We start from the raw sequence: 26,584 nt of genomic DNA on the forward strand, positions 1-26,584 counted from the left end.
TAGATTGATATGCACTGAAAATCAGGCCAAATGTCGCGAGCTTCCCGCATCGCAATGTCGTACAATGCGAAGTCCCAACGGACAGCTAACGACGGCAGATCCATCGAAATTCGACGGGCCGTCTTATTTTGGTCTGCTGCTGTGTCCGTAGTACGGTGTAAGGCAGCTAGAATGACGACGATGACATGGACGTCATCCGCTTGGGAATCCTCGATAGAGCCCGTTCCAGAGATAAACCGCCTCAAGGTGGTTCCGATAGTGCATCTTGAGTGAGGTGCCCGAAAGGATCGTGATGATATGGAAGGAGAAGCCCATCCCGAGGAGTAACCGCACGCTTTCCCAGCCCGTCGTCTGGATCCGCCGGGCCACAATGGTTCACCTCCCAAGCTGCCGTCTTCACTATCCGCCGATCACGCTGTCGATCGCGTCCTCGAGGATCTCGAGGCCTTGGCTAAGCTGATCCTCCCCAATGACAAGGGGCGGCAGGCATTTCACGACCTCGTCTTTAGGACCGGCGGCCTCGACGACGAGGCCCCTCTGAAAGGCGGTCCTAACGACCTGACTGGCAATCTCGCCAGACTTCAGATCGATGCCCCGCATCATACCCCGACCTTTAGCTGACACTCGACTTGGGTCGTACTTTCCCGCGATCTGATCAAGGCGACTTTTCAGCAGGTTGCCTTTTTCCCTGACGCAAGCTGCCAAACTGTCCGTTCGCCAGAAGTGCTGCAGGGCTGCGCGGGCGGTGACGAAAGCATGGCAGTTGCCGCGGAATGTGCCGGTGTGCTCTCCCGGCTGCCACACATCTAGTAATCGGTCAATTAGCAAGACAGCCATAGGCAAACCATAGCCCGATATCGATTTGGCCATTGTTACGATGTCCGGGCGGAAACCGGCCGCCTCGAAGCTGAAGAACGCATCGGTCCGGCCAATTCCCGCCTGGATATCGTCGACGATCAGCAATGCCCCGTGAGTGCGCACAATGGCGGCCACCTTGCGCAGCCACTCCGGGCCGGCGACATTCAGGCCACCTTCGCCCTGGACTGTCTCGAGAATCACCGCAGCCGGGAGATCCACTCCGCTGGAGGGATCAGAGAGCAGGTGATCAAGGTAGTCGGCGGTGTCTACAGCGGATCCAAGATAGCCGTCATAGGGTAGCCGCGTGACGGCGCCGAGCAACTGGCCGGCGGCAGCGCGGTGGAATCGGCTGCCGGTGCAGGAAAGAGCGCCAAGGCTCAGGCCATGAAAGCCATTGGTGAAGGCTATGATGTTGGACCGACCAGTTACCTTGCGCGCTAGCTTGAGGGCAGCCTCGATCGCGTTAGCCCCGGTCGGACCGGGAAACTGAACGACGTAGTCGAGTTGTCGCGGTCTAAGAATCGTCTCCTCCAATTCCCGCAAAAAAGACTCCTTGGCTTCGTTATACAGATCAAGGCCATGGGTGATGCCGTCACTCGCAATGTAGTCTGTGAGCGCGGCCTTCAGCTCAGGGGGATTGTGGCCATAGTTTAAACTTGAGCATCCCATGAGAAAGTCGAGATAGGCTGTCCCATCGCGCGCAAACAGCTGGGCGCCTCGTGCCGTCGCGAAAACGACGGGACAGCTGCGGGCGTAGCTGCGAACTTCTGACTCGAGATGGTTGAAGATCGCGAATTCCTCCTCGCGATACCTTGCATTTTGGTCGGTCATCGTTGCCTCCTTAGGTATTGGCTAGGCAGGCGGGCATGCCTGCAAGGCTTCAAAGCATGCGATGGGGTCGATGGCTATCAAGCGCGTGGATGGGTCGCTCGGCGTCGATAGGCCGACAACCAGCCAACCACCGCGCCGGCGCGCTCAGCGAGCACGCAGGTGTCGGCAAAATCGCTGCTAAGCAGGGCTCGCAATACTGGACGTTGCGTCGCAACGAGAAGCTCTGGGAATCATTGACCATTCGAATCCTCCAAGCGAACACCACCGCGCCTCGCACCCCAACATTGGCAGTGTTAAGCACCCCGGCGCCGCAGGCCCTGCGATGCTAACAAAGCCAGCGGCCAAACACGCCACGCTTCCCCGAGGATTTGTCTCGTTTCCCAGGCGGCTACCGGTCGCTTGACCAAAGTTCCGAAGCAATCGCCGCGGCCTCTGGCAAAGATCCTTGTTCTAAGAATCTTTGCTCCGAACTGCAGCGGCCTGGAAGATATCATTCGCAGAAATGATAGGGATTAAGGTTTTGCAAAATTGTGTTTAAAGAGGCCTAGTACTCCTAAATCAACGGCCGGGAGCGTGACCAATGATGAGGTGCCAAGGGGTCATGATGTTGATCTTTCGGCTTGGTCGCAAACGGGCGGTGCCCGCCGTGGTGGAAGGCGAGAATCTGCGGGTTGCCGTCGGCGGGTTTGTTTTTCGGGACGTCGGCCCCCGTAGGCATGTCACAAGCCGCGTGATGCGATCGAGGACGATGCGCAGGACGCGCTGGTCGGGCAGATGTCGGCAGGACAGCGGATTTGCGTCTTCATCTCGACCACGCCGTTTCGCGTTCCGATGTGTCGCAAACAGCGCAGTGCCCGAATATGTTGAGAATCGACGCTCCCGTTGCGCAACTTGACAATTCCGAAGGGGAGACAAGCCGCGAAACGGCGCCAAAGTCGCGCACACGATCCGAGGCATCGCTTCTTGCGACCATCGGCGGCGACGGCCCATGTCAACAACATCGAGGCGAGTGAGATGATGATTGTTAATAGGGATATCCATATCGACAGTCAGCTACGCCTCGGCTAATCCTGCAAGGCGGCCTTCATCGGATACGAACGGAAAAGTATCTGCATGATCTGGTGAACAATTCGTCAGTTCGCCTGGGAGTTGGCTTGGATGATCAAAGCCTTACAGGTCGAAGAGGATCGGCTCCGGCTCGCTGTGCAGCAAATTGTGAATCACGGTCAACCCTCTTTCCAGGTCTTCTTCTGTCGTGGACCCAACCGATATTCGCACTGCCGGCTGAGATTCAGAAATCGCGAACGCTGCACCCCGCGCAACTGCCACCCCTTGCTTACGCGCATGTGACACGAATTCGTCTTCGGGATATCTTGGACCAAGCGGAAGCCAGATATGCAGGCTCTGCGGATGAAACCGATACGGAAATTCTCTCATAACCTTCGCGACAAGTTTGTGACGTCGGGCGAGAGAGGCTCGCTGCCATTCGACTAGCTCTAGGCAAGTCCCATCTTCAACCCATCGGGCCGCAATTTCCGCGATTAAGGGAGTCGCGGTCCAGTTCGTGACAAGTTGCCGATTCTCGACGGCTGGGAGAAGGCGCTCTGGCGCGACCAGATAGCCAGTGCGCAACCCAGGCATCACAGGCTTAGTAAAGCTAGTAATATACAACGTTCGCTCTGGTGCGAGTACTTGAAATGGCGGCGGCCTCTTGTCGACGAGTGGGCCAAGCGCATCATCCTCGATGATGATTAGGTCGTGCTTCCGGGCGATCTCCACAATCGCGATACGTCTGCTCTCATCCATTAAGAAGGCGGTTGGACCCAGAGCATTTGGCATCATGAAAAGCGCACGGATTTTGTTATGCTGGCATGCGCTCTCCAACGCTTCCGGAACAATTCCGCAGTCATCTATCTGCACCCCCTGGACCTTCACCCCTAAATACGAGGCCAAAGGCAGCATGACGTGAAGCCCCGTTGCTTCCGTGGCAATCATCATGCCAGGCTGACAAGCAGTCATCAAAGCGACTGTCAGCGACGGCGTCCCGCCGTTGGTGAGATGGATAGTTTTTTCGTCCGCCTCCAAACCGCAGCGCCTGAGCCATTCCACAGCGATTGAGCGGTGACGCGCAAACATAGCGCTTGGGCGCGAACCGAGGACCGTGCTCGGAGGAATATCGACGGCAAGCGCGGCAAGCGCGGACTTCATGCGTTCAAGATGTATGGTATCGCAGATCGGCTTTAATATTGACAAATCGATGAGACCCGATTGCCGCTCCGGAACATAGGGCGACACTGCCTCTGGGTTCGGGTTATTGTTGCGAATAAACGTTCCGCGCCCCGTTTCTCCAGCTGTGAAACCTCGGCGAGCAAGCTCCTCATAAGCGCGTGACACGGTAGGCAGCGATACGCCAAGTTTATGTGCAAGCTGCCGCTGAGGCGGCAACTGCTCGCCCGGTTTGAGCTCGCCGCGCAAAACGGCCTGAGAAATCTGATCGGCAATAGCCTGAAAGTATGGTTGTGAAAGACCCTCCTTTGAGGGTGCCCAAATTGTCATGCTTCATCCCTAGCCGGTTGCTCGAATACCCACCTTACTGCAAGCCTGAGAGGCAGTCGATCCAGCATGTTTATTGTTCTTGTACAATTTTGGCAATTGACTAAATTTTCCACAATTATCATGTTTAATGAAGGCGACCAAACATGGGAGCGGAACCCCAGATCAAATGGACCTCTGGCGGGCTTGAAGATGCGCTGGGCCAACGGTCTGACCTAAACGCTAGTGCTGCAAAAGCTGGCGCTGCAACAGAAGCTACGCAATCGATAGAGAAACTAACGCAAAGGGGAACAGCAATGGCACCGAAGACTCGCAGTCAGCTTTTTCGAGTTGATATCCGTCCATGCGGCCTGGCGCTTGGAGCAATGCTAGCAGTGTTGACCATCACGTCCACTTCGGCACAAGATCTAGACGTCAGTCAGGATGTTTCTGTGGCCATTGGCAACGAGCCCCCTTACACTGAACTGAAGCCCGATGGAACATTGTCTGGTGCTGGTCCGGATATTGACCGAGCCGCTCTCGAGGAATCTGGCTTCAAACAATTCTCAGGCGTTACCATGGCCTACGGCGCAATGATTCCGGCGCTTCAAGCTAATCGTGTTAAGATGGTTTCGTCGGGTGGTCTTAACATCCGCCCGGAGCGTTGCCAGCAGGTTATCTTCTCGGAGCCGGTGATGTGCACCGCGCAAGCTTTTCTCTTGCGCCACGACATGGCCGGGCGTGTGAACAGCTATAACCAGGCCGCTGAACTCGGCATAAAGATCGGTGTTCCGGCTGGAGGTACTCAAGGCAAGGATGCTGTCGCCCGAGGGATCAAATTGGGGAACATCGTCAACTTCCCTGATAATACGAGCGCGGTCAAAATGCTTCAGGACGGGCGCATCGACGCTATTGCTCTCAACGGAGATGGTGTCCTCGACATGAAGAAACGCTCCGGTGATGACTCTCTTGAAGCCGTAATCCCTATCTCTGATACGCCGATTGATTGTGCGGCGGCGGCCTTCAACAAATCTGATACCGCGCTACGCGACGCCTACAACACCGGTCTCGAGAAGCTGGTTGCGAGCGGGGAGTTCGCTAACATTATGTCGAAGTATGGTCTGCAGGCGAATGTTGAGCTGCTCTCGAAAGCCAAGTCGACTGCTGAGATGTGCCGCTAGAATCTCCGCTCGAAAATCACGCGGCTTGGCGATGATCCGTCAAGCGGCGAAGCATTTCCCGAGAAAGGAGCCTTCTCGATGAGACTGTATATTGCACCAGATCAGTCTGCCGCAGCGCCGATAATCGAATTCCGAGGCGTAGGAAAAAGCTACGGCACTTTCAACGTGCTGAACCAGCTTTCTTTTTCTGTGAAGCCTGGCGAGCATCTGGCCCTTATCGGTCCATCTGGTTCCGGGAAGACTACCATTCTGCGGATCTTGATGACACTTGAGACCATCAGCTCAGGCAACGTCCTGATCAACGGCGTGTCGCTCACCCGCGAGCAGAAAAACGGCAAGAATCTTCCCGCATCGGAATCGCACCTACGCAAAATGCGGGCCGACATTGGCATGGTATTCCAGCACTTCAATCTGTTCCCGCATAAAACGGCACTTCAGAACGTGGCGTTGGCGCCGGTCCTGACCGGACGATTGACAAAGCTGGAGGCGAATGAGCGAGCTTTGCAGTTCCTCGACAAAGTAGGGTTAGCAAACAAGGCGGACGAGTATCCGTCGAGGTTATCGGGTGGTCAGAAGCAGCGTGTAGCCATCGCACGGGCGCTCGCGCTGCAGCCAAAAATCATGCTCCTTGATGAAATTACATCCGCGCTCGATCCGGAACTGGTCGAGGAGGTGCTCAACGTCATCACCGATCTGCGAAACGAAACGGATATGACGATGCTTCTCGTGACCCACGAGATGGGCTTTGCGAGGGACTTTGCCGATCGGGTTCTCTTCTTTGAACAGGGCAAGATCATCGAAGATGGGCCTCCCGGCGAAATCTTCCAGTCACCGCACCACGAACGCACGAAGAGCTTCTTGCGCAAGGTGATCGCGGCGGGACAACGGGCGTGACGGCAAGGCGCTTTAGATCCAGCGGGCCAGCAAATAATTGGTGATGATGGCGTGCAAAACTTAGAACCCACTCTCGGATATGGGCAGTTCATCCTCAGTGGAGCGTTGGCAACCATTGAGCTCACGGTCCTTAGTTGTGTACTCGCATTGCTAATGGCGTTCGTGGCGGGACTGGCTCTGCTGTCCCGGCTGCTGGGGGTTCGTGCTGTCTCGCGCATCTACGTGGAGTTCTTCCGTGGGACGTCGATCTTCGTCCAGCTGTTTGCCGCCTATTTCGTGCTCCCCCTGGCCGGAATTTCCCTGAGCCCTGTGCAAGCAGGTTTTCTCGCGATCGGCTTGAATGGGAGTGCTTACGGGGCAGAGGTCGTTCGAGCCGCAGTTCAGGTTGTCGGACGCGATCAGAAAGAAGCCACAATCGCGCTGAACTTAAGCCGTCGTCAGGCCATGTGGTGGATCATACTCCCGCAGGCAGTCGTCGTGATGCTGCCGAGCTTCGGCAATCTCGCCATCGAAATCATGAAAAGCACGGCGGTTGCCTCGCTCGTCACCGTATCCGAACTGACGTTTCAAGCGCAGATGGTGCGTTCTCAAACCGGTGAGACCGCAATGCCGTTCATGCTGATTTTGGTCACTTACCTTGTGATCGCCTCGGTCCTTATGGGCCTGGTGCGCTGGCTGGAGAGACGATCTAGCCGCGGCATGGCGATTATGGGAGCGTGAGGAGACATGGACTGGAGTTGGGATTTTGTTACGGAAATAGTGCCTGCCCTGATCCAGGGGCTCATCGTGACGGTGGAGATTACACTAGTGTCGTCCGTCGTTGCGATGGTCATTGGTCTCTTGTTTGCAGTAGCGAAGATGTCGCCGGTCAATTCCTTACGACGGACGGCCGTAATTGTCACGGAAGGGATCAGGCGAACGCCGCTGCTGGTGCAGCTCTACTTCCTCTTCTATGTTCTGCCCGACCTTGGAGTGCTTCTGTCTCCTTTTGCAGCAGGCGTGATCGGTCTCGGGCTGCACTACGGCACCTATTTGTCGGAGGTCTACCGGGCGGGAATTATCAACGTTCCCGTTGGCCAGTGGGAAGCGGCAAGAGCGTGCAACCTGACGTCCCGACAGACCTGGACAGAAATTGTTCTGCCTCAAGCGATCCCGCCGATGATACCGCCGCTGGGGAACTATGTGATCGCGATGTTCAAGGAGACGCCGATACTCTCCGCGATAACCGTAATGGACCTGATGGGTGAGGCTCTTGCCCAGGCCAACTTCAACTATCGCTATCTCGAACCAATCACGCTCGTGGCAGCCGGCTTCCTGATTGTCAGTCTATGCTCCGCGGCCATCATCAAGCTTCTTGAAAACTATCTGAACCTTCGTGCTTCTTGAGCAGTAGAACAAAAGGGCTAACATGACCGCACCAACGTTACGCTTCGAAATTTCAGAGTATCGAGCTCGGCTCGAGGCGACCCGAAAAGCAATGCAGCGCGATGGTGTTGACCTTCTGATCGTCACAGACCCCGCAAACATGGCATGGATCACCGGTTATGACGGCTGGTCATTCTACGTGCATCAGTGTGTGCTCGTTCGCCAGGACGAAGACCCCATCTGGTTCGGCCGCGAAATGGATGCCAACGGCGCGCGCAGAACTGTCTACATGGATGAGAGCCGGATCAAGTCCTATGGAGACCACTACGTTCAATCATCTCAGTATCACCCAATGACTGCGCTCGGTTCGCTGATTGCCGATCTTGGCTGGTCAAAAGGTGTCATCGGGATTGAGAAAGACAACTACTACTTCACTCACGCGGCTTTTGAGGCGCTGTCCACGGTGCTTCCAAATGCGCTGTTCAAGGATACCACCCGTCTCGTGAAGTGGCAGAGGATCGTCAAGTCGCCTCGCGAAATCGAGTACATGCGCGCGGCGGGCAAAATCGCGACAGCCATGCATCAGCGGGTAGCCGAAGTGCTTCGGCCCGGCGTCAAGCAATCGGACGTAGTTGCTGAGATCTATCATACCGCCATTCATGGCGTTGACGGCATTTGGGGTGATTACCCCGCGGCAGTTCCCATGATCGGCGCCGGGATCGATGCCTCCGCGCCCCACCTAACGTGGTCTGATCGTGAGCTTCGTTCAGGGGAAAGCATCTTCTTCGAACTCGCGGGCGTCCACAAGCGGTACCATTGCCCACTCTCGAGAACCTTTTACCTCGGTAGGCCTGACCAGAAGTTCATCGACGCGGAAACGGCCGTGCTTGAGGGTATGGCGGCTGGACTCGAGAAGGCTGTACCGGGCAATGCCTGCGAAGACGTTGCGCAGGCCTACTACGGAGTCATTGAAAGTTACGGACTGAAAAAGCCAAGCCGTACCGGCTACTCGATCGGCCTTGCCTATCCCCCGGACTGGGGCGAACACTCCGCGAGCTTCCGGACCGGCGACCGTACCGAGTTGCGTCCCGGAATGACTTTCCACTTTATGTCTGGCCTCTGGTTCGGCGACTGGGGCATCGAAATCACCGAGAGCATTTTGATCACTGACAGTCAGCCGGAATGCCTGGCGAACTCTCCACGACAATTAATTGTGATCGACTGATGCGCACATTCAACGGCATGGAACTCGGCCTCGGCGACGAGGGATTTGGTCTGCCGGCGTGGAGCGAGGAGAAAATCCTCTCTCTCCGACACTACATGCATGAAAATCCGGAGCTTTCGAACGAAGAGTACAAGACTCAGGCAAAAATTGCTGAGTTTCTGGCTTGTGCGGGGATCCGGAATGCTGACGTCTTTCACAAGACTGGCCTGTTCATCGATGTAGTCGGTGAAGGCAATGGTTTTCCGTTCAATGTCGTCGTTCGCGGTGACATCGATGCATTGCCGATCGAAGAGGCGCGACCTGACCTCCCATACCGGTCGCGCGTTCCTGGAAAAATGCATGCATGCGGCCACGACGCACATGCGTCGGCTGCGCTTGGGGTCGCTTTGGCGGCTATTGCCTATCGCCAGCATTTCGCGGGCAAAGTCCGCGTCATCTTTCAGCCTGCGGAGGAGGCTGAGCCGCTTGGCGGCCGGACGGTTGCTGAGCAGGGTCTCTTAAACGGATTCGATTGCGCGGTGGGCATGCACGCGAACCCGGAAATACCATCTGGGAAATTTTCGGTCCTGGCAGGTCCGGTAACCAAGTCTTCCGATGAATTTCAGATCGTCTTCATGGGGCAGAAAAGCCACGACGCGTGGCCCGAGTTAGGTATCGACGCCATAGCTATGGCCTCCAGTTTCGTCACCGAAGTCCAGAAGCTGATTTCTCGGGAAAGCCACGCGGATGAAGCCGCTGTAATTACTATCGGTCGTTTCCACGGCGGTGAGGCAACCAACATCGTCTGCGATCGAGCAGTTCTCGATGGCACACTGCGCACCCGATCACCGGAAGCGCGTCATAGACTCGGCGCACGCCTCGAAAAACTCGCCACCCACATCGCCGCGATGCATCGCGGAGAGGCTAAGTTCAAACTGGTTTCCGGAGAACCACCTGTCGTCAACGATCCGAACATTAGTCAGCGAGCAAAAAAGGCGATTGCCAATATCTATGGGATTGAATCGCTCGTCCCGACGAGGCCTCTCGCGGGAGCTGACGACTTCGGATTCTACGCTGAGAAACTCCCATCAGTTTATTTCTGGTTCGGCTGCCACAATGAAGCCTTGGGAAACAGGACCCATGTCCATACCTCAGAGTTCGGAGTTTCGGACGATGATGTGCTGCGCGCGGCGCGCGCTGCCTGGGCCATAGTCAGAACCCTTCAGCGTTCAGCAAATGAGGCCAGACCGTCATGAGCACAATACCGATCAAGCATGTTGAAGCCTCACTCGATGCTGGAATGGCAGGACAGGTCGTCATCGGCTTGATTGCTCTCTCGACGGATGTGGTCACCGAGTATGAACTGCGGAAAATGTTGCCGGATGATGGAGTGAGCATATCCGCTACCCGGATTGAGACGCACAATCCGATCACCATTGAGAATTTGCAGGGCCATGCACATGAGATAGCAAAGGCAGCGGAGTTGTTTGTTCCGCGCCAGGCAGTGGATGTGTTTGCATACGCTTGCACATCTGGATCTGCCCTTATCTCGCAAGCTAAACTCGAAGCAGAACTTCATCGGACTGTTCCCGGAGCAAAGCTAACGTCGCCCATGACCGGCGCGTACAAGGCTTTCCGAGAGCTTGGGATTGCGCGTGTTTCAATGTTGACTCCGTACCCGGATAAAGTCACCGAGGCAATGATCGGTTGCTTGAGAGGCGCTGGGATTTCGGTCGTTTGCTGCGGCTCGTTTCAGATTGAAAATGACTATGAAATAATTAACGTCACGCCGCAGAGCATTCAAGCGGCTGGCCAAGCTATCAATTCGCCCGATGCCCAGGCGATATTCATCCCTTGTACAGGTCTTCGCACTTCCAGTATTATCGATTCTCTGGAAAATAGCTTAGGTAAGCCTGTGATTACTGCCCACCAGGCGATGCTGTGGGATGCCTTGCGAATAGCCGGGTATACTCAGCCGCTGACGGGACTAGGAACGCTGTTCGCCACGTGAGATGTACAGCTACAAATTCATCGACGAACAGCCGGGCAACGGTACTCGTTTGCATAGCGACAGGGTTATGAAGGCTAAGACGTTGGGCCGCTTGGACGTCCAGACAGGGTGCGACAATTGGAGCGGCTGGCAACGGAACAGTTGGGACAGGGCGTGATGCAGTTCTATCGATCTCTGCGGTTGGAGAAGGCCGACGAGATCCTGCTGCAGTCGAACCTTCCGCTCGTCGAAGTGGCGCTTGCCACGGGTTTTTCCAACCGCAGCCATTTCTCACGTGCCTTTCAGGCCTGTTTCGGCATGGGCCCCGCCACCCGACGCAAACAGCGCCGCCACGGCGAAGGTCCGGGGAGTAGTCACCGCGGTGAATTTTCTCCAGCGTCGAATATCTCGGGGGCGACTCTCCTCGCCGTAGCTGGCAAGAAGCCAGAAAACCACATGTATTATTGAAAACAGCCGCAGGAGAAAATGCAGCTCGTCTTCGAAACTTTGCTGGAACAGTTGTCTTTGAGCGTCGACGAAGTCGATTTCCATAACGCATTGGCCAACGCTGCCGGCGCCTTCGACATTCCCGCATTCGCCTATCTGTCTCTGGTGTCTGATCGCGTCACAAAACCCAGGCTGATATCGAACTATCATTCGGGCTGGGCGTCGCACTACTTGCGCCACCAATATGAAAGGATCGACCCGGTCATACAATGGGCAAGATGCAGCGAATGTCCATTTCAGTGGGGACCGGGATTAGGCCATGCCGGCATTTCAACGCGACAGCAACAGCTTTTCGATGAGGCTGCCGAATTCGGCATCTGCTGCGGACTGACGATTCCACTTGTTGATCGCCGCGGCGGTGTCGCTGCGATGACCTTCGCGGCAGACAGACTTGATCCGACCTTCATGCGCTTCGCCGAGCAATATGAACAGGCGCTCGAGATTATGGCGATGTGCTTTCACATCTCTGTTCGCCGCAAGCTTTCGGGCGGTCTGGCGGTGGATGGTGTTTCGCTGACGCCCCGTGAGTACGAATGCCTGCAATGGACGGCAAAGGGCAAGTCCGCCTGGGAGATCGGCTGCATCTTGGGCATCAAGGAGCGCACGGCCGCTTTCCATCTGGACAATGCCAAGAAGAAGCTCGGCGTGCGCACCAAAAATCAGGCGGTGACGCTGCTGGCCACCTCACGATCATCAATTCTCTGAGGGACAGAATCCCTCTTTGATCTACCTGTGCAAATGCACAGGCAGTCGCGGCATGAAGGTTCCCCTCCAATGGCAGGACCATACCTGCGAGGAGACCATCATGATTGAGCTTATCGCGTCCGGCTGGTACGGCGCCTTTGCCGACGAACTTCACGAAATGCACCGCCTGCGCTACCGCGTCTTCAAGGAGCGGCTCGGCCGGAACGTGCGCACGACCGGCGGCTTCGAGATCGATTCATTCGATCCCCTGAAACCGCACTATCTTGTGTTGCGCGATTCCGCCGGTCGCGTCGGGGGCGGCGTACGCCTTCTGCCCTCGACGGGGCCGACGATGCTGCGAGATGTCTTTTCGAGGCTCTTGGAGGGGAGAACGGCATCCGAGGAACCGAGTGTCTGGGAAAGCAGCTGTTTCGCCCTTGATCTCCCACCATCTGCACCGAAGGGCAGTGGGAGCATTGCTGTTGCCACCTATGAACTCCTCGCCGGCATGATCGAGTTCGGTTTGTCGCGGCGGCTGACCCATATCGTCACGGTCACGGATTTGCGCATGGAGCGAACCCTGCGTCGCGCCGGATGGCCGCTGGACCGGATAGGTCCGCCCCCGACAATCGGCACCACGCGCGCCGTTGCCGGCTTTTTGGATGTGTCAGAGGAGAGCCTTGCTGCGGCCCGCCACAACGGCGTTCTTGGCGGTCCCGTGCTGCGGGCGCCCGTGCTCTGCACGGGCGCCTGACATGGTTATGATAGGTAATGACGCCGACTGGCCGGACTGGCAGGATGAGAAATCCTATCGCTATACGCGCTACCTGACCCGACGCGGCTGGGCCTGGGAATTCCTGCGGCGCAATCCGGCCTTCCAGCGTGACTTGAGGCGTGCCCTTGAGCAGGCAGAAATTGCAGAAAGGCGCTTCGAAGTAGAAGTGGTGAGATCGTTGCTCGATCTGACGCGGTGGGGGCTCCTGTTTCGCAAGCTCCTTGAGGCCTGATGCGGCTGTGTTCTGGTGCTCCCGCCAATGCCGCCATGTCCTGCCGGTCATTGCGGAAAAGGCAATGTCGCCCGAAACTCTTTCGTTTGATCTCGCTGCATTGCCCTGTCGGGTAGCAATCGTGATCACAGCGGACGGTCGCCAGCACGTCGTGCTGCGAAATGCTCACCGGAACCTGCAGCTTGTCGTGGCGGGCGCGGAGGTTTTGCGCCCCGTTCGGCTTTCCGTCGACGCGATCTGGCCCGCCGATCGAATGAGGCAGCACCTGAATGCGCTCGAATGCCTCAATGCTCTTTACGCGACTGGACAACTTCCCGACAGGCTGTTTCCCCCCGAAGCGCGCGCCAGCCGTCTGCGCTTTGTCCTCCAGGCGCTCGACGGCTCACAAGGCGGGGCATCGCACCGCCAAATCGCAATGGCCCTGTTGGCCCAGCAACGCGTCCAGGCCGACTGGACGGATCCGCGCAACCACCTTCGCGATCGAATCCGCCGTGCCGTCCGGCGCGGTCACATGCTCATGGATCGTGGCTATCGGGATTTCCTCGTCTAAGATGGTTGGAATAGCTCACCTGGAGGCGGTCAGCGCGCGAAGAGTTCTTTGTATCCAGTCGTAACCATCCAGTTTGCCCGATCGAGATGGCTGCGAACCGCCATTCGGGCGCGCTTAGGTTCTCGCATCGGATCGATGCCGAGGACGAGCTGCGCCATCTCGTCTTCGCTGGCATCGTCGGCGGACGCGTCCAGGAGCCTCATATAGATCGTGAAGTGCTCATTGTCGTAAGCGGTCAGGCTGTCCGACCAGGGGACTTCGTCTTGGACTTTGCGTTTCATCGCGACCCTCTTGCCGGTTTGGGGTTTGTTGTGATCGGGCACGGCTTCTCCTCGGTTGGCTCACCATAGCGAATAGGAACGATAGTTCCTAGAACGATAGTTCCGGTTCTGGTCCCTATCTCGCCATGGACCTCACGGAAGTCATGGCGATCAACATGCGTCGTTTGCGCCATGATCAGGACCTGACGCAGGAAGAATTGGCTGCCCGCGCAGAGCTGAGCATGCGCTATGTGGGCTCGATCGAGCGTGCTCGGGTTTCCGCAAGTGTCAGTGTGCTTGGCCGGCTCGCAAAAGCGCTTGACGTTGATCCTTGTGAGTTGATTAGGCCGCCGCAGTAACAAAGGCGGTCGGTCCATCCCGGATTGCCGAAATCGATTTTGATGGCGCGCAACCGCCGCCCATGAATTGAGCCCGCTTTTCTTCGACATGGTCTCGACCATACAGTTTGCTCCATGGCGCGGCCTGCCTTGTGGATTGCAAATTTATCCTAAAATGGGATAATCCGAAACTGGGATTAGTCGATGAGCCGGTTCCCTTCTGGCCGGTTCATCTGATGCCGAAATCCCTTCGATCGCCCCGCCAACGCCGGCTGCTGGAACAGCTGATAGCTGCGCGCAAGAACAAGGGCTTAACCCAGGCCAAGGTTGCCGAAGCGCTTCGCCGCCCGCAGTCTTTCGTGGCCAAGTATGAGGGCGGTGAACGTCGCATGGACGTCATTGAGTTCCTCGATGTAGCGGAAGCGCTCGAAATCGACCCTTGCGAGGTTCTCGCACGTGTGCGTCGCTTGCGTGACCGATAGCTTGTGCTGCTTGGCAAGCGACAAGTCACCAAAATCGTAGCCTGGATTTGCTGCCCCCGGCGGCAGATGGTTCGGGCACATCGATGGCATAAACTCAATGGCTTTGACTTGCTGACCTTCGCATGGAGCGCGCAAGCTAGTCGGACGAAATGCACGCAGGATCAGGAAGAAGGCCGGCTTTACGCAGAAGCAGCTTGCCGAGATCTCCGGCTTCAGCCAGCAATACATCAGCGGGCCGAAGATGGGCAAAAGGAACCCCACTATCGTCATGCCCTCCGCGTCAGCCATATCGATCTGGTGCGACCTGAGTGACCAGGGGTTAAGCGCTATTGGAGATGGCGCCGACACGCCGCGGACATTTCGACCCCCGTATCCGTTGTGTAGATGATGCTGCGCACACTCGGATAGGCGAAGACCGGCACGACGTGCTGCCAGCCGCGCCGCCAGCTTGAGTGATCGCCGGGTTCTCGAAGTCTTCAAGAGCCTTCATGCCGGCTTAGCGTCCGCCCCCCGGCAGATGGCGCTGAGCGTCGGCACAACGGCTTCGCGACCTTGCTCGACACGAACTCAAGCAGATGGCGGATCAGGTGCCCGGTGCAGGTTAGCACTGTCACTTAGGTAGAGGTGGCGCCGATCGCCTCCCTCTGTAAGGTGTTGATTCAGCGACCTCGCTTTGAAGGAGTTCGCCAGCTTGCCGTCTTACCAGCACCTCGCCAATCTCGTTGCGTTCTTGTTTAGGCATTGCAACAGATCTTTCAAGCAAATTCATGGAATCTTTGCGACCACAAATCGCTGTCAATGGTAAGCTCACCACAACTTTCAGGTTCAGCGGCAGCAAAAATCTGGTGTCGTTTTGTGTTTCGCTGCCGAACAGCATTTGCGAAGAGCGCGAATGACAAAGCAGCACGACGATGGTTCGGTTCTTCTATTTGGCGTCGTGCTGACCAATGATGATACTGGTCGATCGCCTAACGACAGGCGCACGTCTTAATCGCCTTCGGATCCTGGGCCTTTGCGCGCATACCTGACTGTCTGCGAACTAGTCTAGCGGCGATTCTCGATCTTCGTCGGGAGCGCGTTGCGCGACATGTATGTATCATACGTTACCTCGTTTACAATATATCGTAACGTCATTTAACACGAGCCCGTCAAAGTTGCCTGGCGAACTAACAATTGCGCCTGATATACTGCAGACATGCTGTTGCGGTAGCCGATGCATGGAGACCACCTTGCGTTCACCTTGCAACTGCATTTTTGGATGACCAACAGCAGGCTCGCCATACGTCCGATAAGGCAGGTGGGCTCAATCGGTGAGGGCAACACACTAGTCTTTCATCAAAGATGGAGTGTGGGCCATGAAGCAGCGACGTCGCATCTATTATTCTGCCGCCCAGCGATCGGAGATCTGGGATCGATGGCAGGCTGGCGAGTCGATGAAGTCGATTGGGCGGCGGTTTGATCGGGCGTCATCATCGGTGTTCTCGGTGATCTCCCCAGCCGGCGGCATTCGACCAGCCGAGCGGCGACGGGCGCCCAAGGCGCTCAGTCTGGGCGAGCGGGAGGAGATATCCCGAGGGCTCAGTACGCGGTGCTCTTTGCGTTCGATCGCCCACACACTGGGTCGATCGCCGTCCACGATCAGTCGTGAGGTCCTTCGCAATGGCGGGCCTGATCGGTATAGAGCAGCACGTTCCGATCACGCCGCTTGGGATCGGGCCCTGCGCCCCAAGCTGTGCAAGCTGGCTTGCTGTCCGTCCCTAGCCCGGACAGTATCGGTCAAGCTGCAGCGGAAATGGTCGCCAGAGCAGATTGCCGGCTGGCTCAAGCGCACCTACCCAGGGGAGCCGCATAATCAGGTGTCGCACGAAACGATCTATCGCAGCCTGTTCATTCAGGCACGCGGAGTGCTGAAAAAGGAACTGCTGGAGCATCTTAGAGCCAGGCGCACGATCCGCCGTTCCCGGCACGCCAGCATGAAGCGGAGTGGGCTGGGCCAGATCAAGGATGCAATCTCCATCAGCGAACGGCCCGCCACCGTCGAAGATCGAGCAGTTCCCGGCCACTGGGAGGGCGACCTCATCGGCGGGTCCAAGAACAGCTACGTGGCGACGCTGGTCGAGCGTCACTCGCGCTATGTGATGCTGATCAAGGTCGCCAATAAAGATACCGAAAGCGTCGTCTCAGCCCTAATCAAGCAGTCGCAGAAATTGCCCGGAGAGCTCTATCAATCGCTGACGTGGGACCGAGGCAAAGAGCTTGCCGACCACCAGCGGCTGACGCTGGCCACGGACGTCGAGGTCTACTTCTGCGATCCTCGATCGCCCTGGCAGCGCGGCTCGAATGAAAACACCAACCGACTACTGCGCCAATATCTGCCACGTGGCACCGACCTATCCCTGCACAGCCAGGCAAAGCTCAGCGCCATCGCGCGGCAGCTCAACGAACGCCCCAGAAAGACCTTGCTCTATCAGACCCCAGCGGAGAAGTTCGCTGAGTGTGTTGCAGCGATCGGTTGAACCCGCCCAAGTTATCGGACGTAAAGGCTTATCGACAAGCGCGGCGGTTATTGGCGGTAATGCTTGCCAAAACCGCCGTCGTGAATCATGCTTCTCGTCGATGATTCTTCGGCCTAAACCTTTCCCGCGCCACCAAGGCACACCCGTCGGTGCACTCGCAGGCTCCGCGCCGATAGCAACGGTGCCTGCTTGGTTGCGCCGGACCGTCCCGGATGCGCAAAGCCTTGCGGGAAAAGAGGTTCAGGACATTGCCATCACCGCCGGCGCCGCCATCGGCGCGCTCGACGCGGTGGTGCGCCGGGACGAAAAATGGGCTGGCGCCTGGCGGTAGCGGCTGGCGCTTGCGGCGGCCGCGGTGACGGCAAGGCAGGCGGGGCGCATCGAGGATGAAGCGGCGCTGCGCGATTCTTTGCTCCTTACCCGCCCCGGCGACGATTGTGGCCCGGCCGGTCTTTTCGGAGGGGCGATGGTTACGCTCGCCACCTGGCGGTGCGGGCAGGCGCCGCCGAACCCCTTCTGGAATGACACTTCATGATCACGCCGGGTGCGTCCACATCATCTGGTTCGACCCCGTCGCCATACGCGCCGGCACCCGGACCTTTGTCCCACCGCACAAAGCCGCAAGCAGCCAGCCCGGCGATAGAGGCCATTGCTGCCTGTCTGACGGCTCACGCCATCACGGTTTTGCCTTCCGCCATGTTGTCCATCGCTGTGGTCGAATCGCGAGCGCCGTTCATCGGCCTGGCGAAGACAATCCCGACGGCTCCTCCAGGCTACAATCCCTATAGCGCCAGGCCGACCCGCAGCTTCGCTCAATCCGGCTTACAATGAGGTCCGACAATCAGCCGGCTCGCTCCGTTGAGCATGCGGACCTCGTGAGGCCAACGCATTCGGGCAGGGCAGGGAGTTTGCGACCGCCCGGCCGTCAGCGTCGCGCCAGCTGCCGGCGTCCTCGTCGTACCATCGGCCAATCGCTCAGGTGGGAGACAGTCTTGCTATGCGGCCGGCCGCAGCGCTCGCAGCGGCCATTGGCACGCTCGAAGCGCACCCATTCCGACAATTGTCGCCAATCGACGGGATAAAACCAGCGGCGATGCGAACGGATTGGCATTACGCGGCCTTTTTCTTGCGTCGGGCAGCCGGAAAGTAGGCGTAGAACGTCGTGCGTGACACGCCAAGGTGCTTATCGATGTGCGCCCCGGAATCTCGACATCTTCAATATCGCCGGGGCCTTCTTCATATCAGCCTCGCTGAGTTTCCTGCGTCGCCCGCATTTGAGGCCTCGGGCGAGGGCGGCTTTCAGCCCCTCCATCGTCCGTTCGCAGTTGAGGTCGAGGAAATACTTGGCGATCGTGCCCCTGAAGATCATGGGCGGTCTCGATCATGTCGCGCAGCGAACGGCCTAGAGCGGGATGAATTTGGATTGAATCGAAGGGGATTCCCAAGGGCCAGCAAATCAGATTGGAGAGCAAGAGGAACTGTGGGGCGGTTGGCCACGGAGGCTCTCTAAGCGGGCCGGAACTGCGCCACAGAAAGTGTCTGTCTGGTCGGCCGCAACGTGACTACCCCACAAAACCTCATGCTCCCCCGGAAGGCCTGCCAGCGCTGGTCGCCGCAGTATTTTGAAGAGATCGCCGGATCACTCACTGTGCCCGTCAAGACGCTTAGACAGGAGCGAAATCAAAGTTTCCTCCTGGCGGCTCGCAGATTACGCTCGGTTCGTCATGGAGCAACCGCCGGAGGGGTATGGGGCCTCATCGAACGCGACGGCAGATCCGTACTTCCATGACATTCCCCTACTCGGCTTGGTGGAAAATCTGGCGGAGGATTGTCAGCCCTTTCCGGCAAATTTTCTCGATCCGTCGTATCGCTCGCATTGGTGGCGCTACTCCCAGTTCTTCATGGGCCCGGCCGGCACCGTTACCCCACTCCACTTCGACACCTTGCTAAGTCACAACCTCTTCTTCCAGATTTACGGCGACAAGCAGTTCACCATCCTTCCACCTAGCCAAGCTAAGTGCTGTGGTCCCGCAGTTGCACGTGGTTTGATGTGGATCCCGAGCAACCGGACCATGTGCGCTTTTCCGCAATATGAGCAAGCGACACCCGTCGTCGTCACCGTATGTGCTGGCGACATCCTGTATATGCCACCAGGAACCCTCCACCTGTTCGCAGCTTATCGACCTCGATTTCGTTCAATATCGATTTTTCACATGGACCTGTATTGCACGCGCTGGCGCATGCGGACATTGGAATGCCGACAGAAGTCGCCTACTACAACGCGATCACGGCATTGGCAGTAATCGCCAAAAGGCCTGAATCTGTGACTTTTCCGTTGTACAGTCCTTACTTGAGTTATTTAAGTTGACAGATGGGCCGCAGGGAGCTCGCGAGCAACGGATCGCCAGAGCCGATCATAGTTGGGCGTTGTAACATACAACGCGCTGCTTGTATTCTCACTCGGAATTGGGTGTGTACCAACGAACCGCCAGTGACTATACCATCATTTCGAGTGGATGCTCGGGCCGAGGTTGCCGTTAAAAACCGCGGAGCCGCCGCGCCGATAGACTGTAGCAGTAAAGAAAGACAGTAACCCGGCTGCTGGATGATTGATGCCAAGCGCTCAACGACGCGATGAACCGGGCCGGGGCTTGTCATGCCAGACGGTGTGATAGTGCTGACGCAGACCGGCGACGCACATGGGGATGGCGGTTTGGGTTGGGCCAGCGATGTCCGGCCCCCAAGCGCGGCCCATGCCGCTGGCCTCGATGAAGTCCGCGAAGCGGGTGGCTGATCAATCTGACGGGCCCGAAGCACATTGTCGCGCAAGCCTCTCCCGCGTCGGGATTTCGTCCCGTGGAATCATCGTATACTAAAATGCACCTCGCGGGCGGAGGTCCACCTGTAGACGGTCGCCCTGCGGCGACGATGATGCCGGCCTCGAGCAATGGATCGAGCACACCACGGACAGCGAACTGGTTTCTCTTGCAGCAGGTATCGGGCGTGACATTGACGCTGTTCGGGCCGCAATCACCCAGCCCTGGAGCACCAATCCCGTCGAGGGACAGATCAACCGTCTCAAAACCATCAAGCGCCAGATGTAAGGGCGCTCCGGGTATACGCTGCTGAGAAACAGACTGCTGGCAGCCGCCTAACGACAGTAGAAACAGACGGCGCCCCTGCACCAAATATGAGGAAGATCCGCTGAGTGCCGCGCCGCAAGCCGTGCCACACCGCCGATCATCGACCGTTGAAACAAATCCTTCAAATAAGTTTACAGAACTTTCACGACCGCAAGTCGCTGATAGTGGTATGGTCCCTCGCAAATTTGACGGCAATCTCAACGAGGGTCCGAGGTCAAGCACGGCTGAAAGCTTTGCTATGTTCACTCGCACGGCCGCAAAGGATGCAAGGTCGGAGTTAACAGCCAATGGCAAGAAGAGCGCTCATCCTGCATGAAGGCACGAGCAGCAATGGTCTGCTATTCGTCCAAGCAGCCCGGCGTCTGGCCTTCGTCCAATTGCTCCGTCGGCCGATCCAGCTCGGTACGACTATCTCGCGGCGGAAAGGGTCGAGGCAATCCGTGTCGATACAGCAATCTCGACGCGCTGATCCGCGAATGTTCTCGGCTGCGCGACCCATGACGTTGCTGGCATTACGAGCGCCGACGAGGTGGTATATGGGACAGTTGGCAAGCTTTTACGGCATTTCGATCTGCCAGGACCAAACCCCGTATCGATTATACTGCGACAATTTCGTCAACGTCAGCTTCTCGCGTAGTCGGCGTTCCTATAGCAGCTTATCGCTTGGCAAGGTGCTGCGGACGTAGAAAGCGCTGCCGCGGAGATCGGCCTGCCGGTGATTCTTAAGTCAGCAGTTGGCATCATGGGTTTCCGATTGAACGGCAACGTCGATGAGTTAGCCTAACATACTACAGAGCTGTTGGGCGGGAAGCACATGGCGGTCTTCGCCGAGGGTACTAGTCGAAGAATTCGCATAAGGCCCTATTATTGCGCCGGCATAATGGGGACTTCGACCGCCCACCGCATTCGTCTTTCGTGAGTTCACCTTTACGGCCTAGCTGACTGATGAGGAGCATGAGCGTATCGCTGAGAGTTAACGCTACGTTAGAGCCTTCGAGGCCCGATAAGGTTGACCAAGCAACACAAATCCTTCGTAGAAGCGGATCAAAGGGAGGGAATCTTGCCGTGACCTCGACTAGGAACCGTGAACCGAAATCCGGTCCGCTCGAGCGGTATATCGCCATCCTCGAAGCCGTTCTCGGCCCGCCCGATGGGCTCAATACGCGTGAACTCGAGGTGATGCTTGGGCTGCCCCGGACCACGGTGAACAGACTGCTATCCGCGCTGACCGCCAGCGATTTGATCGAAAAGGGCGGCCGACGTGGCACGTTCAAGCTTGGCCGAAGGCTTTCGCAAATCCTCCAGTCAGACAATGCCTGGTTACAACTCGCCAGCAAGCGACTCCTGAAGGCCCTCGCCGAGGAGACCGGAGAGACTTGCTTTATTGCACGACTTTACGGGGCCACAATACAGTCAATCGTCATGGAACCGCCCGATGCAAGTGTCGGCGGTGTTCTACCCGGCCACGTTCTGCTGCCCCATGCGGCAGAGTATCGAAAGACATGGAAGCAGGGCTATGCTATCGAGAATGGCGAGCACATAGGCGGCCTCTTCACCATCGTCTATCCGGTTATTCTGGTGCCGGATCAGCCGCCGATATATGCGCTCGGTATCACAGGCCCCGCGGAACGCATTGGATCACAACTTGTGCCGGTTCTCCAGGAAAAGCTCGAGCGGACAGCCGCTGAATTTGCCAATGTCTTCTCGCTAGGTCGAAAGAAGCGCGGCTAGTCCAAATCAAGTCCCGCGCCGCGCGATCTGGCGGTCGTGCCAATCAAAATAACGCATGACGAGGCCGAGAAACCATGGCCTTCCGCTATAGAGGGGCATCGTTGGAAATTTGCTGGTTGCGAACATGCTGTCCACGCCAGGCTCGCCGAGAATGCGCCCGGCGATTTTCCTGCCGAAGGTAGTTCCCAGAGTGATGCCGGAGAAATTATAGCCCATGCCGTAGTGGACGCGCCCGTTGCTGCCCATATGCGGCATCAGGTCGAACGTCCCAGCACAATAGCCGCTCCACGCATGGCTCAACCTCAGTTCACGCGCGTCAGGCAGCACGCGATCGAGAATCGCTTTCATGCGCCTTACGATCTCGTCTTGCCCCCCAAGCGGTGCCGCAGTTGCGCCACCGAACAAGATCCGGTTCGAATCCGGTGCAGGACGGAAGAAGTCGATGTTCGTGTTGGAATCGACGACTGTCCGTCCAAGGGGGATGAGCTTCTCCAACAGCGGCCGCGGCATCTCCTCGGTCGCAGCCATATAGGCACGGAAAGGAACAATGCGGCGGCGGAACCACCCCAAGTTTGTAGTGTAGCCATTGGTGCCCACCACCACGTCACGTGCCCTTACGACCCCTTTGGTGGTGCGGATTTCGCTGCTTCCAGTGCTAGACGCCCTGATCTCCTCTACCTCAGTGCGACCGAAAACGGTGACCCCCGCCGCCATGGCACGGTCAAGCAAGCCCTTGTGGTAGAGACCTGGATGAAGGCAGCCACTGTCTGGAATCACCGCTCCGCCCAGGTAAAGATCGGTGCCCAGTTCTTCCCGTTGGCGTCCTGCTGGCACCATCGCATAGTCGAAGCCCATCTCTGCTTGCATCCTGCCGAGATCCGCTGCAAGCGCATCGAAATGCCCCTTCGACGTCGCGCCGATGAAGCGGCCCGGGCGTGAAGCGAAGCAGGCGATGGCCTCGCTTTCAATGAGATCCAGCGTGAAGCGGTAGGCGGAGTGAAGTTCGGCATAGATGGCCTTGGCGTCTCCCTTACCCTTTGAAGCCGAGAGGTCGGAATACGACTTCTTAAGCACCCTTCCGATGAAGCCCGCATTGCGGCGTGAAGCGCCCGCGCCCGGATCCTGCCGATCGAAAATCGCGACGCTGCGCCCGGCGCGCGCTAGATGGAGCGCCGCGCTGACGCCGGTGTATCCACTGCCGACAACCACGACATCATATTCGGCATCGGGGTTGTCTGCTTCAATTACAGTAGGTGCCGCAGCATCCCACCAATAGGGCTGGAATTTGAAATCAGAAGTCGTGATGTGATGCATCTGGTGGCCAATCTATCGGTGCGAGTGAATGAAAACCGTTTTTAGGGACAAAATTCCGTTTACCGGGTACATACTTCGCATGTATGGTCTCGTCAATCGCGGTTGTAGGTTACGTGCCGGCCGGCACTCGTAGGAGTTTCTGATGAGCCACGTGCTCCGTCGTACCAGCCGTCGACGCCACCACTCTTGACCTCAGGACGGGGCAGTTGGCTCGAAGACAGCGGGGGTGGGCCTCTGTCATACATTGGCCACGGAAACCGCCTCGATGCGGACGCGATTTGCGCGGCAAGTCGCAAAAGGCGGATACGGGCACAATTCCTTCTTCACGAGCGAACCTGCCAGCGGCTCGCCGACCTTTTGGTCTCGTGCTGACTAAGCGACGGCTCGGGAGCTGTTGAAACGGCGCTCAAGCTTGCTCGGCAGCACTACGTGTAAATGCGGAGAGACCGATCGCGTCGTGATTTCCCGGCTGCAAAGCTATTACCGCAACACCCTGAGCACGCTGGCAGCCGGCGGCAACTTGCCACGCTCTGCCGATTACGCCCCCTTGCTGATGCGAGCCGACATGTTTTGCTCTGCTTTGCTTACCGCGGCCGCAAGCGGGCCGGGGCGGCTTGACCGACATGCGGCAAAATCGGCCTGAAGCCGGCACCGGATCCCTGTAGTCCTCATTCTTCTTCACCATGGCCCAGATGGTCCGCGCCATCTTATTGACCAAAGCGAGCGCCACGAGAATCCTCGACTTGTGTGCCGTCATCCGCGCCGGCACGAACCTTCCCGGGATCGATTTGGGGCCTAGCCAGTTTGGCGCACATCGCCCCGATAATCAGCAGCCTGCGGATGCAACATCACCTCGAGGCCCCGCTGACCATTTGTCGCCTAGCCGAACCTAAGCAAACGGCTGGCCGAGCGCCGCTTCCGCTTCGAACTCCAGGCGGTCTCCACACAGTTACGGCTCGATCATGCCCGCCATCTTTGCAGAGAACGAACAAGTCGATTTCCGTAATCGCATTGGAGTGCTGCTTTTGTGACGGATCGCACTTGAGTCCGGTATTTCGCAATTACTACGGTCAGACGCCTCAAGCCCTTCCGGTCAGCGAATAGCGTAACGGCTCCGTCCCAGGAAATCTGCTAACCGTCGGGCGCAGAGCGACGGCAATGTATCGGCGGAGACCCTTTAGACCGCGGCGGCAGGCTTCTTGTCACGCTACACTACCGAATGAAAAAGGGCCCGGCGATAGCCGGGCCCTTTTCTTGGGAGGTCTTACGTATACTCTCAGGCGAACCACCAGCGATCGATGCAGCGGTTTCCATCCAGGTTCAAGTTGCTGGCGAGTGGGCCATGCTGCACCTTATCGTTGACCGCATCGACTAGGCTGGGAAGTGAATGAACGATCGTGCCGCCTTCGTCGTGAACGATCTGCTGCATTTCAAAGTACATTTCCTTGCGCTTGGTATCGTCCACCTCGGAACGGGCCTGCTTTAGAAGGAGGTTAAAGCGCTCGTTCTTCCAATGTGTATCGTTCCAAGACGCGTCGGACGCGAACGATGTTGAGAACATCCAGTCGGCAGTCGCGCGGCCAAGCATGGACCCCATGATGAACGGCTTCTTTTGCCACACATTCGCCCAATATCCGTCATCCGGCTCGCGCTTGATGCTCACGTTGATGCCAGCGGCGGCAGCCTGCTCCTTGAACAGCACGGCCACGTCCACCGCGCCCGTGAAGGCCGCGGCGGACGTCGAGAGCTCGACTTCTAGGCTGTCATGGCCGGCCTGCTTTAGGAGGAATTTCGCTTTGTCAGGATCGTAGACTCGCTGCGCCAACTGGTCGTTGTAAAACCGGTACGAAGGCGTAATCGGATTGTCGTTCCCGACCTTGCCGTAGCCTTTCAATACCGATTTTACGATGGCCTCGCGGTCGATAGCGTGTTTGAGGGCGAGCCTGACCTTGTTGTCGGTGAAGGGCTCGACGTCAGTGAACATCAGCATTGAGTTGTACTGTTTGCCGGTCACTTCGAGGATCTTGATCCCTTCGCGCTTCACCAGCAGGTCGACGGTGCTCACATCGCAACCTTCAATCGCGTCGACCTCCCCAGAGATGAGCGCGTTGGTGTTGGCGACGACGTCCGCCACCACCAGGATCTCGGCGGAGTCAAAATTGCCTCGGCCTTCGCGCCAGTAGTTCGGATGACGCTGCAGAATTGCACGGACGCCTGGTTCGTTGGATGATATGGTGTAGCCTCCCGTTCCAACCATCTGTGATGTGTCGATGCGATCGCCGTCGGCGGCAAAGATAGGTAGGTGATAGTCCGACAAGATTGCGGGAAAGTCTGCGTTGGGAGCCGAGAGGGAGAGGACGACCGTGCTCGGGCCGTCCGCCTTTATTTCGGTGATCTGCGACATGAGGCCCTTGACAGCTGAGGTTGAACCCTCGCCGCGATGGTGATTGTACGAAGCGATCACATCTTCGGGGCCGAATGTCTTGCCGTTGTGGAATTCAATGCCCTTGCGGAGCTTGATGATGAAACGGAGGCCGTCGACGGTCTCAACGCTCTCCGCGAGTTCCGGAGTCGCTTCTCCTCGGCTGTCGACCTCCATGAGGTAGTTGCAGACAGAGCCAGCTATCATTCGCAGGACGCTGTTGTTGTAAGTGCCCGGGTCATAGGTATCCGTCGTGGAGCCGCCACCCGTGCCGATGCGGAAGTGACCGCCCTTTTTCGGCGTCTGAGCGAAGACGCGGTTGGCAGTCGACAGCGACAATGCGGCGGTGATACCCAAGGCGGATGCCGCCTTCAGGAAGGAGCGCCGGTCAAGCCTCCCAAGCCGCGCATCCATGTCAAGCCCGTGCAATTTGTCCATATCAACCTCCCCTTTCGCGGTCGACAATCGGCCGCACCGATTTTCGGGACTTCGTCCCTATTTCCGATACACAATTCCAAACACACAGGAATGTCAACAGCGAAGCGGTGGAGAGGGTGACAAACGTTGGACGCTATTCCATTCGAGGTCGACTAATAACCAGATTTGGCCGCGTTTATAGAGACTTGCGCCCCCGAGAAGCGGTCACAGGCCGTGGGCAAGGATAAGCACGCAGGTTTATGGCGGCAAGACCAGTGTGATGCAGCGGCGCGTGCATCACGCAATCGACGTTGAAACGGCGCCGTATTTCGAACAGATGGACCGGCATCCACTTGGA

At 57.6% G+C, this 26,584-nt stretch carries 27 protein-coding genes and 3 pseudogenes; 22 read left to right on the top strand and 8 right to left on the bottom strand.

Annotation, left to right across the window (positions count from 1 at the left end):
- Positions 1–192: 192 nt before the first annotated feature.
- The 3 genes from CN311_RS33205 to ehuR form a co-directional block, all read right to left on the bottom strand.
- The gene (locus CN311_RS33205; RefSeq protein ID WP_245440710.1) at positions 193–315 is read right to left on the bottom strand and encodes an ectoine synthase; all 123 of its coding nucleotides are present in this window, start codon (positions 313–315) and stop codon (positions 193–195) included.
- Between the two features lie 84 nt (positions 316–399).
- Positions 400–1,689 (bottom strand): diaminobutyrate--2-oxoglutarate transaminase, encoded by a 1,290-nt coding sequence (ectB, locus tag CN311_RS02940; protein WP_097571921.1) that lies wholly within the window; start codon positions 1,687–1,689, stop codon positions 400–402.
- Positions 1,690–2,859: 1,170 nt separating this feature from the next.
- Positions 2,860–4,245 carry a MocR-like ectoine utilization transcription factor EhuR gene (gene ehuR / locus CN311_RS02945; RefSeq protein WP_097571922.1) on the bottom strand — a complete coding sequence of 462 codons (1,386 nt, stop codon included), beginning with the start codon at positions 4,243–4,245 and terminating at the stop codon, positions 2,860–2,862.
- 293 nt (positions 4,246–4,538) lie between these two features.
- Here ehuR and ehuB point away from each other — a divergent pair, with 293 nt between their 5' ends.
- From ehuB to CN311_RS03005, 12 genes are all read left to right on the top strand, one after another.
- Positions 4,539–5,402 carry an ectoine/hydroxyectoine ABC transporter substrate-binding protein EhuB gene (ehuB, locus tag CN311_RS02950; protein WP_165779567.1) on the top strand — a complete coding sequence of 288 codons (864 nt, stop codon included), beginning with the start codon at positions 4,539–4,541 and terminating at the stop codon, positions 5,400–5,402.
- A 78-nt stretch (positions 5,403–5,480) separates the two neighbouring features.
- On the top strand, positions 5,481–6,296 hold the full coding sequence (gene ehuA, locus CN311_RS02955; protein ID WP_097571924.1) for an ectoine/hydroxyectoine ABC transporter ATP-binding protein EhuA: 816 nt from the start codon (positions 5,481–5,483) through the stop codon (positions 6,294–6,296).
- Between the two features lie 51 nt (positions 6,297–6,347).
- Complete coding sequence (gene ehuC / locus CN311_RS02960) at positions 6,348–7,016, top strand: ectoine/hydroxyectoine ABC transporter permease subunit EhuC (RefSeq protein WP_097571925.1); 669 nt, start codon at positions 6,348–6,350, stop codon at positions 7,014–7,016.
- Between the two features lie 6 nt (positions 7,017–7,022).
- Complete coding sequence (ehuD, locus tag CN311_RS02965; protein WP_097571926.1) at positions 7,023–7,682, top strand: ectoine/hydroxyectoine ABC transporter permease subunit EhuD; 660 nt, start codon at positions 7,023–7,025, stop codon at positions 7,680–7,682.
- 22 nt (positions 7,683–7,704) lie between these two features.
- Positions 7,705–8,886 carry a M24 family metallopeptidase gene (locus CN311_RS02970; RefSeq protein WP_097571927.1) on the top strand — a complete coding sequence of 394 codons (1,182 nt, stop codon included), beginning with the start codon at positions 7,705–7,707 and terminating at the stop codon, positions 8,884–8,886.
- Entirely contained in the window at positions 8,886–10,121 is a 1,236-nt protein-coding gene (locus CN311_RS02975) for a M20 metallopeptidase family protein (protein ID WP_208866414.1), read from the top strand. Before CN311_RS02970 ends, CN311_RS02975 begins: the two co-directional genes overlap by 1 nt.
- The gene (locus CN311_RS02980; RefSeq protein WP_097571928.1) at positions 10,118–10,876 is read left to right on the top strand and encodes a maleate cis-trans isomerase family protein; all 759 of its coding nucleotides are present in this window, start codon (positions 10,118–10,120) and stop codon (positions 10,874–10,876) included. The genes CN311_RS02975 and CN311_RS02980 overlap by 4 nt, the downstream gene beginning before the upstream one ends.
- Before the next feature lie 117 nt (positions 10,877–10,993).
- On the top strand, positions 10,994–11,323 hold the full coding sequence (locus CN311_RS02985; protein WP_245440703.1) for a helix-turn-helix domain-containing protein: 330 nt from the start codon (positions 10,994–10,996) through the stop codon (positions 11,321–11,323).
- Positions 11,324–11,341: 18 nt separating this feature from the next.
- Positions 11,342–12,067 carry a LuxR family transcriptional regulator gene (locus CN311_RS02990; RefSeq protein WP_097571929.1) on the top strand — a complete coding sequence of 242 codons (726 nt, stop codon included), beginning with the start codon at positions 11,342–11,344 and terminating at the stop codon, positions 12,065–12,067.
- 100 nt (positions 12,068–12,167) lie between these two features.
- Entirely contained in the window at positions 12,168–12,800 is a 633-nt protein-coding gene (locus CN311_RS02995) for an acyl-homoserine-lactone synthase (protein WP_097571963.1), read from the top strand.
- 1 nt (position 12,801) lies between these two features.
- Positions 12,802–13,053, top strand: a complete 252-nt coding sequence (locus CN311_RS03000) for a transcriptional regulator domain-containing protein (RefSeq protein ID WP_133117124.1) — start codon at positions 12,802–12,804, stop codon at positions 13,051–13,053.
- 64 nt (positions 13,054–13,117) lie between these two features.
- Entirely contained in the window at positions 13,118–13,603 is a 486-nt protein-coding gene (locus CN311_RS03005; RefSeq protein WP_245440704.1) for a DUF2285 domain-containing protein, read from the top strand.
- 29 nt (positions 13,604–13,632) lie between these two features.
- Here CN311_RS03005 and CN311_RS03010 read toward each other — a convergent pair whose 3' ends face one another.
- On the bottom strand, positions 13,633–13,884 hold the full coding sequence (locus tag CN311_RS03010) for a DNA -binding domain-containing protein (protein WP_097571964.1): 252 nt from the start codon (positions 13,882–13,884) through the stop codon (positions 13,633–13,635).
- A gap of 125 nt (positions 13,885–14,009) precedes the next feature.
- Between CN311_RS03010 and CN311_RS03015 the strand changes: the two genes are divergently transcribed.
- The 3 genes from CN311_RS03015 (at position 14,010) to CN311_RS33725 (ending at position 15,071) form a co-directional block, all read left to right on the top strand.
- Positions 14,010–14,222: a helix-turn-helix domain-containing protein gene (locus CN311_RS03015; protein WP_097571932.1), complete on the top strand. Its 213-nt coding sequence runs from the start codon at positions 14,010–14,012 to the stop codon at positions 14,220–14,222.
- 215 nt (positions 14,223–14,437) lie between these two features.
- Positions 14,438–14,683 carry a helix-turn-helix domain-containing protein gene (locus CN311_RS03020; protein WP_080680407.1) on the top strand — a complete coding sequence of 82 codons (246 nt, stop codon included), beginning with the start codon at positions 14,438–14,440 and terminating at the stop codon, positions 14,681–14,683.
- Between the two features lie 202 nt (positions 14,684–14,885).
- The gene (locus tag CN311_RS33725; protein ID WP_342586603.1) at positions 14,886–15,071 is read left to right on the top strand and encodes a hypothetical protein; all 186 of its coding nucleotides are present in this window, start codon (positions 14,886–14,888) and stop codon (positions 15,069–15,071) included.
- On the opposite strand, the pseudogene CN311_RS33795 reads toward CN311_RS33725, so the two are convergent.
- Positions 15,022–15,291 (bottom strand): annotated as a pseudogene (locus CN311_RS33795) (transposase); the annotation flags it as partial. The gene CN311_RS33725 and the pseudogene CN311_RS33795 sit on opposite strands and share 50 nt — an antisense overlap.
- Before the next feature lie 2 nt (positions 15,292–15,293).
- Complete coding sequence (locus CN311_RS32860) at positions 15,294–15,560, bottom strand: hypothetical protein (protein ID WP_208866415.1); 267 nt, start codon at positions 15,558–15,560, stop codon at positions 15,294–15,296.
- 478 nt (positions 15,561–16,038) lie between these two features.
- On the opposite strand from CN311_RS32860, the gene CN311_RS03030 reads away from it, so the two are divergent.
- From CN311_RS03030 to CN311_RS03050, 6 genes and pseudogenes are all read left to right on the top strand, one after another.
- On the top strand, positions 16,039–17,199 hold the full coding sequence (locus tag CN311_RS03030) for an IS30 family transposase (protein ID WP_097571933.1): 1,161 nt from the start codon (positions 16,039–16,041) through the stop codon (positions 17,197–17,199).
- A gap of 193 nt (positions 17,200–17,392) precedes the next feature.
- Positions 17,393–17,530, top strand: coding sequence for a hypothetical protein (locus CN311_RS33800; RefSeq protein WP_425351047.1), 138 nt, complete (start codon positions 17,393–17,395; stop codon positions 17,528–17,530).
- A gap of 3 nt (positions 17,531–17,533) precedes the next feature.
- Positions 17,534–17,644, top strand: a pseudogene (locus CN311_RS33805) (DUF1403 family protein); the annotation flags it as partial.
- Between the two features lie 1,279 nt (positions 17,645–18,923).
- Positions 18,924–19,502, top strand: a complete 579-nt coding sequence (locus tag CN311_RS33810; protein ID WP_097571935.1) for a cupin-like domain-containing protein — start codon at positions 18,924–18,926, stop codon at positions 19,500–19,502.
- A gap of 1,127 nt (positions 19,503–20,629) precedes the next feature.
- Positions 20,630–21,277: pseudogene (locus tag CN311_RS33220) on the top strand (ATP-grasp domain-containing protein); the annotation flags it as partial.
- Between the two features lie 130 nt (positions 21,278–21,407).
- Positions 21,408–22,073 (top strand): IclR family transcriptional regulator, encoded by a 666-nt coding sequence (locus CN311_RS03050; protein ID WP_165779568.1) that lies wholly within the window; start codon positions 21,408–21,410, stop codon positions 22,071–22,073.
- Positions 22,074–22,079: 6 nt separating this feature from the next.
- Here the strand turns inward: CN311_RS03050 and CN311_RS03055 are convergent, their stop codons facing one another.
- Positions 22,080–23,387, bottom strand: a complete 1,308-nt coding sequence (locus CN311_RS03055) for an NAD(P)/FAD-dependent oxidoreductase (protein WP_097571937.1) — start codon at positions 23,385–23,387, stop codon at positions 22,080–22,082.
- An 840-nt stretch (positions 23,388–24,227) separates the two neighbouring features.
- Between CN311_RS03055 and CN311_RS33815 the strand changes: the two genes are divergently transcribed.
- On the top strand, positions 24,228–24,491 hold the full coding sequence (locus CN311_RS33815) for an AraC family transcriptional regulator (RefSeq protein ID WP_425351048.1): 264 nt from the start codon (positions 24,228–24,230) through the stop codon (positions 24,489–24,491).
- Between the two features lie 172 nt (positions 24,492–24,663).
- Here CN311_RS33815 and CN311_RS03070 read toward each other — a convergent pair whose 3' ends face one another.
- Positions 24,664–26,247 (bottom strand): ABC transporter substrate-binding protein, encoded by a 1,584-nt coding sequence (locus CN311_RS03070; RefSeq protein WP_245440705.1) that lies wholly within the window; start codon positions 26,245–26,247, stop codon positions 24,664–24,666.
- Between the last annotated feature and the right edge of the window lie 337 nt (positions 26,248–26,584).

The sequence above is a fragment of the Mesorhizobium sanjuanii genome, assembly GCF_002529485.1.
In the GTDB taxonomy this organism is placed as follows: Bacteria; Pseudomonadota; Alphaproteobacteria; order Rhizobiales; family Rhizobiaceae; genus Mesorhizobium; species Mesorhizobium sanjuanii.

Coding starts and splice junctions, on each gene's coding strand:
- CN311_RS33205 (WP_245440710.1), bottom strand. CDS start 315: ATGGGCTTCTCCTTCCATATCATCACGATCCTTTCGGGCACCTCACTC.
- ectB (WP_097571921.1), bottom strand. CDS start 1,689: ATGACCGACCAAAATGCAAGGTATCGCGAGGAGGAATTCGCGATCTTC.
- ehuR (WP_097571922.1), bottom strand. CDS start 4,245: ATGACAATTTGGGCACCCTCAAAGGAGGGTCTTTCACAACCATACTTT.
- ehuB (WP_165779567.1), top strand. CDS start 4,539: ATGGCACCGAAGACTCGCAGTCAGCTTTTTCGAGTTGATATCCGTCCA.
- ehuA (WP_097571924.1), top strand. CDS start 5,481: ATGAGACTGTATATTGCACCAGATCAGTCTGCCGCAGCGCCGATAATC.
- ehuD (WP_097571926.1), top strand. CDS start 7,023: ATGGACTGGAGTTGGGATTTTGTTACGGAAATAGTGCCTGCCCTGATC.
- CN311_RS02970 (WP_097571927.1), top strand. CDS start 7,705: ATGACCGCACCAACGTTACGCTTCGAAATTTCAGAGTATCGAGCTCGG.
- CN311_RS02975 (WP_208866414.1), top strand. CDS start 8,886: ATGCGCACATTCAACGGCATGGAACTCGGCCTCGGCGACGAGGGATTT.
- CN311_RS02980 (WP_097571928.1), top strand. CDS start 10,118: ATGAGCACAATACCGATCAAGCATGTTGAAGCCTCACTCGATGCTGGA.
- CN311_RS02990 (WP_097571929.1), top strand. CDS start 11,342: ATGCAGCTCGTCTTCGAAACTTTGCTGGAACAGTTGTCTTTGAGCGTC.
- CN311_RS02995 (WP_097571963.1), top strand. CDS start 12,168: ATGATTGAGCTTATCGCGTCCGGCTGGTACGGCGCCTTTGCCGACGAA.
- CN311_RS03000 (WP_133117124.1), top strand. CDS start 12,802: ATGGTTATGATAGGTAATGACGCCGACTGGCCGGACTGGCAGGATGAG.
- CN311_RS03005 (WP_245440704.1), top strand. CDS start 13,118: ATGTCGCCCGAAACTCTTTCGTTTGATCTCGCTGCATTGCCCTGTCGG.
- CN311_RS03010 (WP_097571964.1), bottom strand. CDS start 13,884: ATGAAACGCAAAGTCCAAGACGAAGTCCCCTGGTCGGACAGCCTGACC.
- CN311_RS03015 (WP_097571932.1), top strand. CDS start 14,010: ATGGACCTCACGGAAGTCATGGCGATCAACATGCGTCGTTTGCGCCAT.
- CN311_RS03020 (WP_080680407.1), top strand. CDS start 14,438: ATGCCGAAATCCCTTCGATCGCCCCGCCAACGCCGGCTGCTGGAACAG.
- CN311_RS32860 (WP_208866415.1), bottom strand. CDS start 15,560: ATGCTGTTCGGCAGCGAAACACAAAACGACACCAGATTTTTGCTGCCG.
- CN311_RS03030 (WP_097571933.1), top strand. CDS start 16,039: ATGAAGCAGCGACGTCGCATCTATTATTCTGCCGCCCAGCGATCGGAG.
- CN311_RS33810 (WP_097571935.1), top strand. CDS start 18,924: ATGGAGCAACCGCCGGAGGGGTATGGGGCCTCATCGAACGCGACGGCA.
- CN311_RS03055 (WP_097571937.1), bottom strand. CDS start 23,387: ATGCATCACATCACGACTTCTGATTTCAAATTCCAGCCCTATTGGTGG.
- CN311_RS33815 (WP_425351048.1), top strand. CDS start 24,228: ATGCAACATCACCTCGAGGCCCCGCTGACCATTTGTCGCCTAGCCGAA.
- CN311_RS03070 (WP_245440705.1), bottom strand. CDS start 26,247: ATGGACAAATTGCACGGGCTTGACATGGATGCGCGGCTTGGGAGGCTT.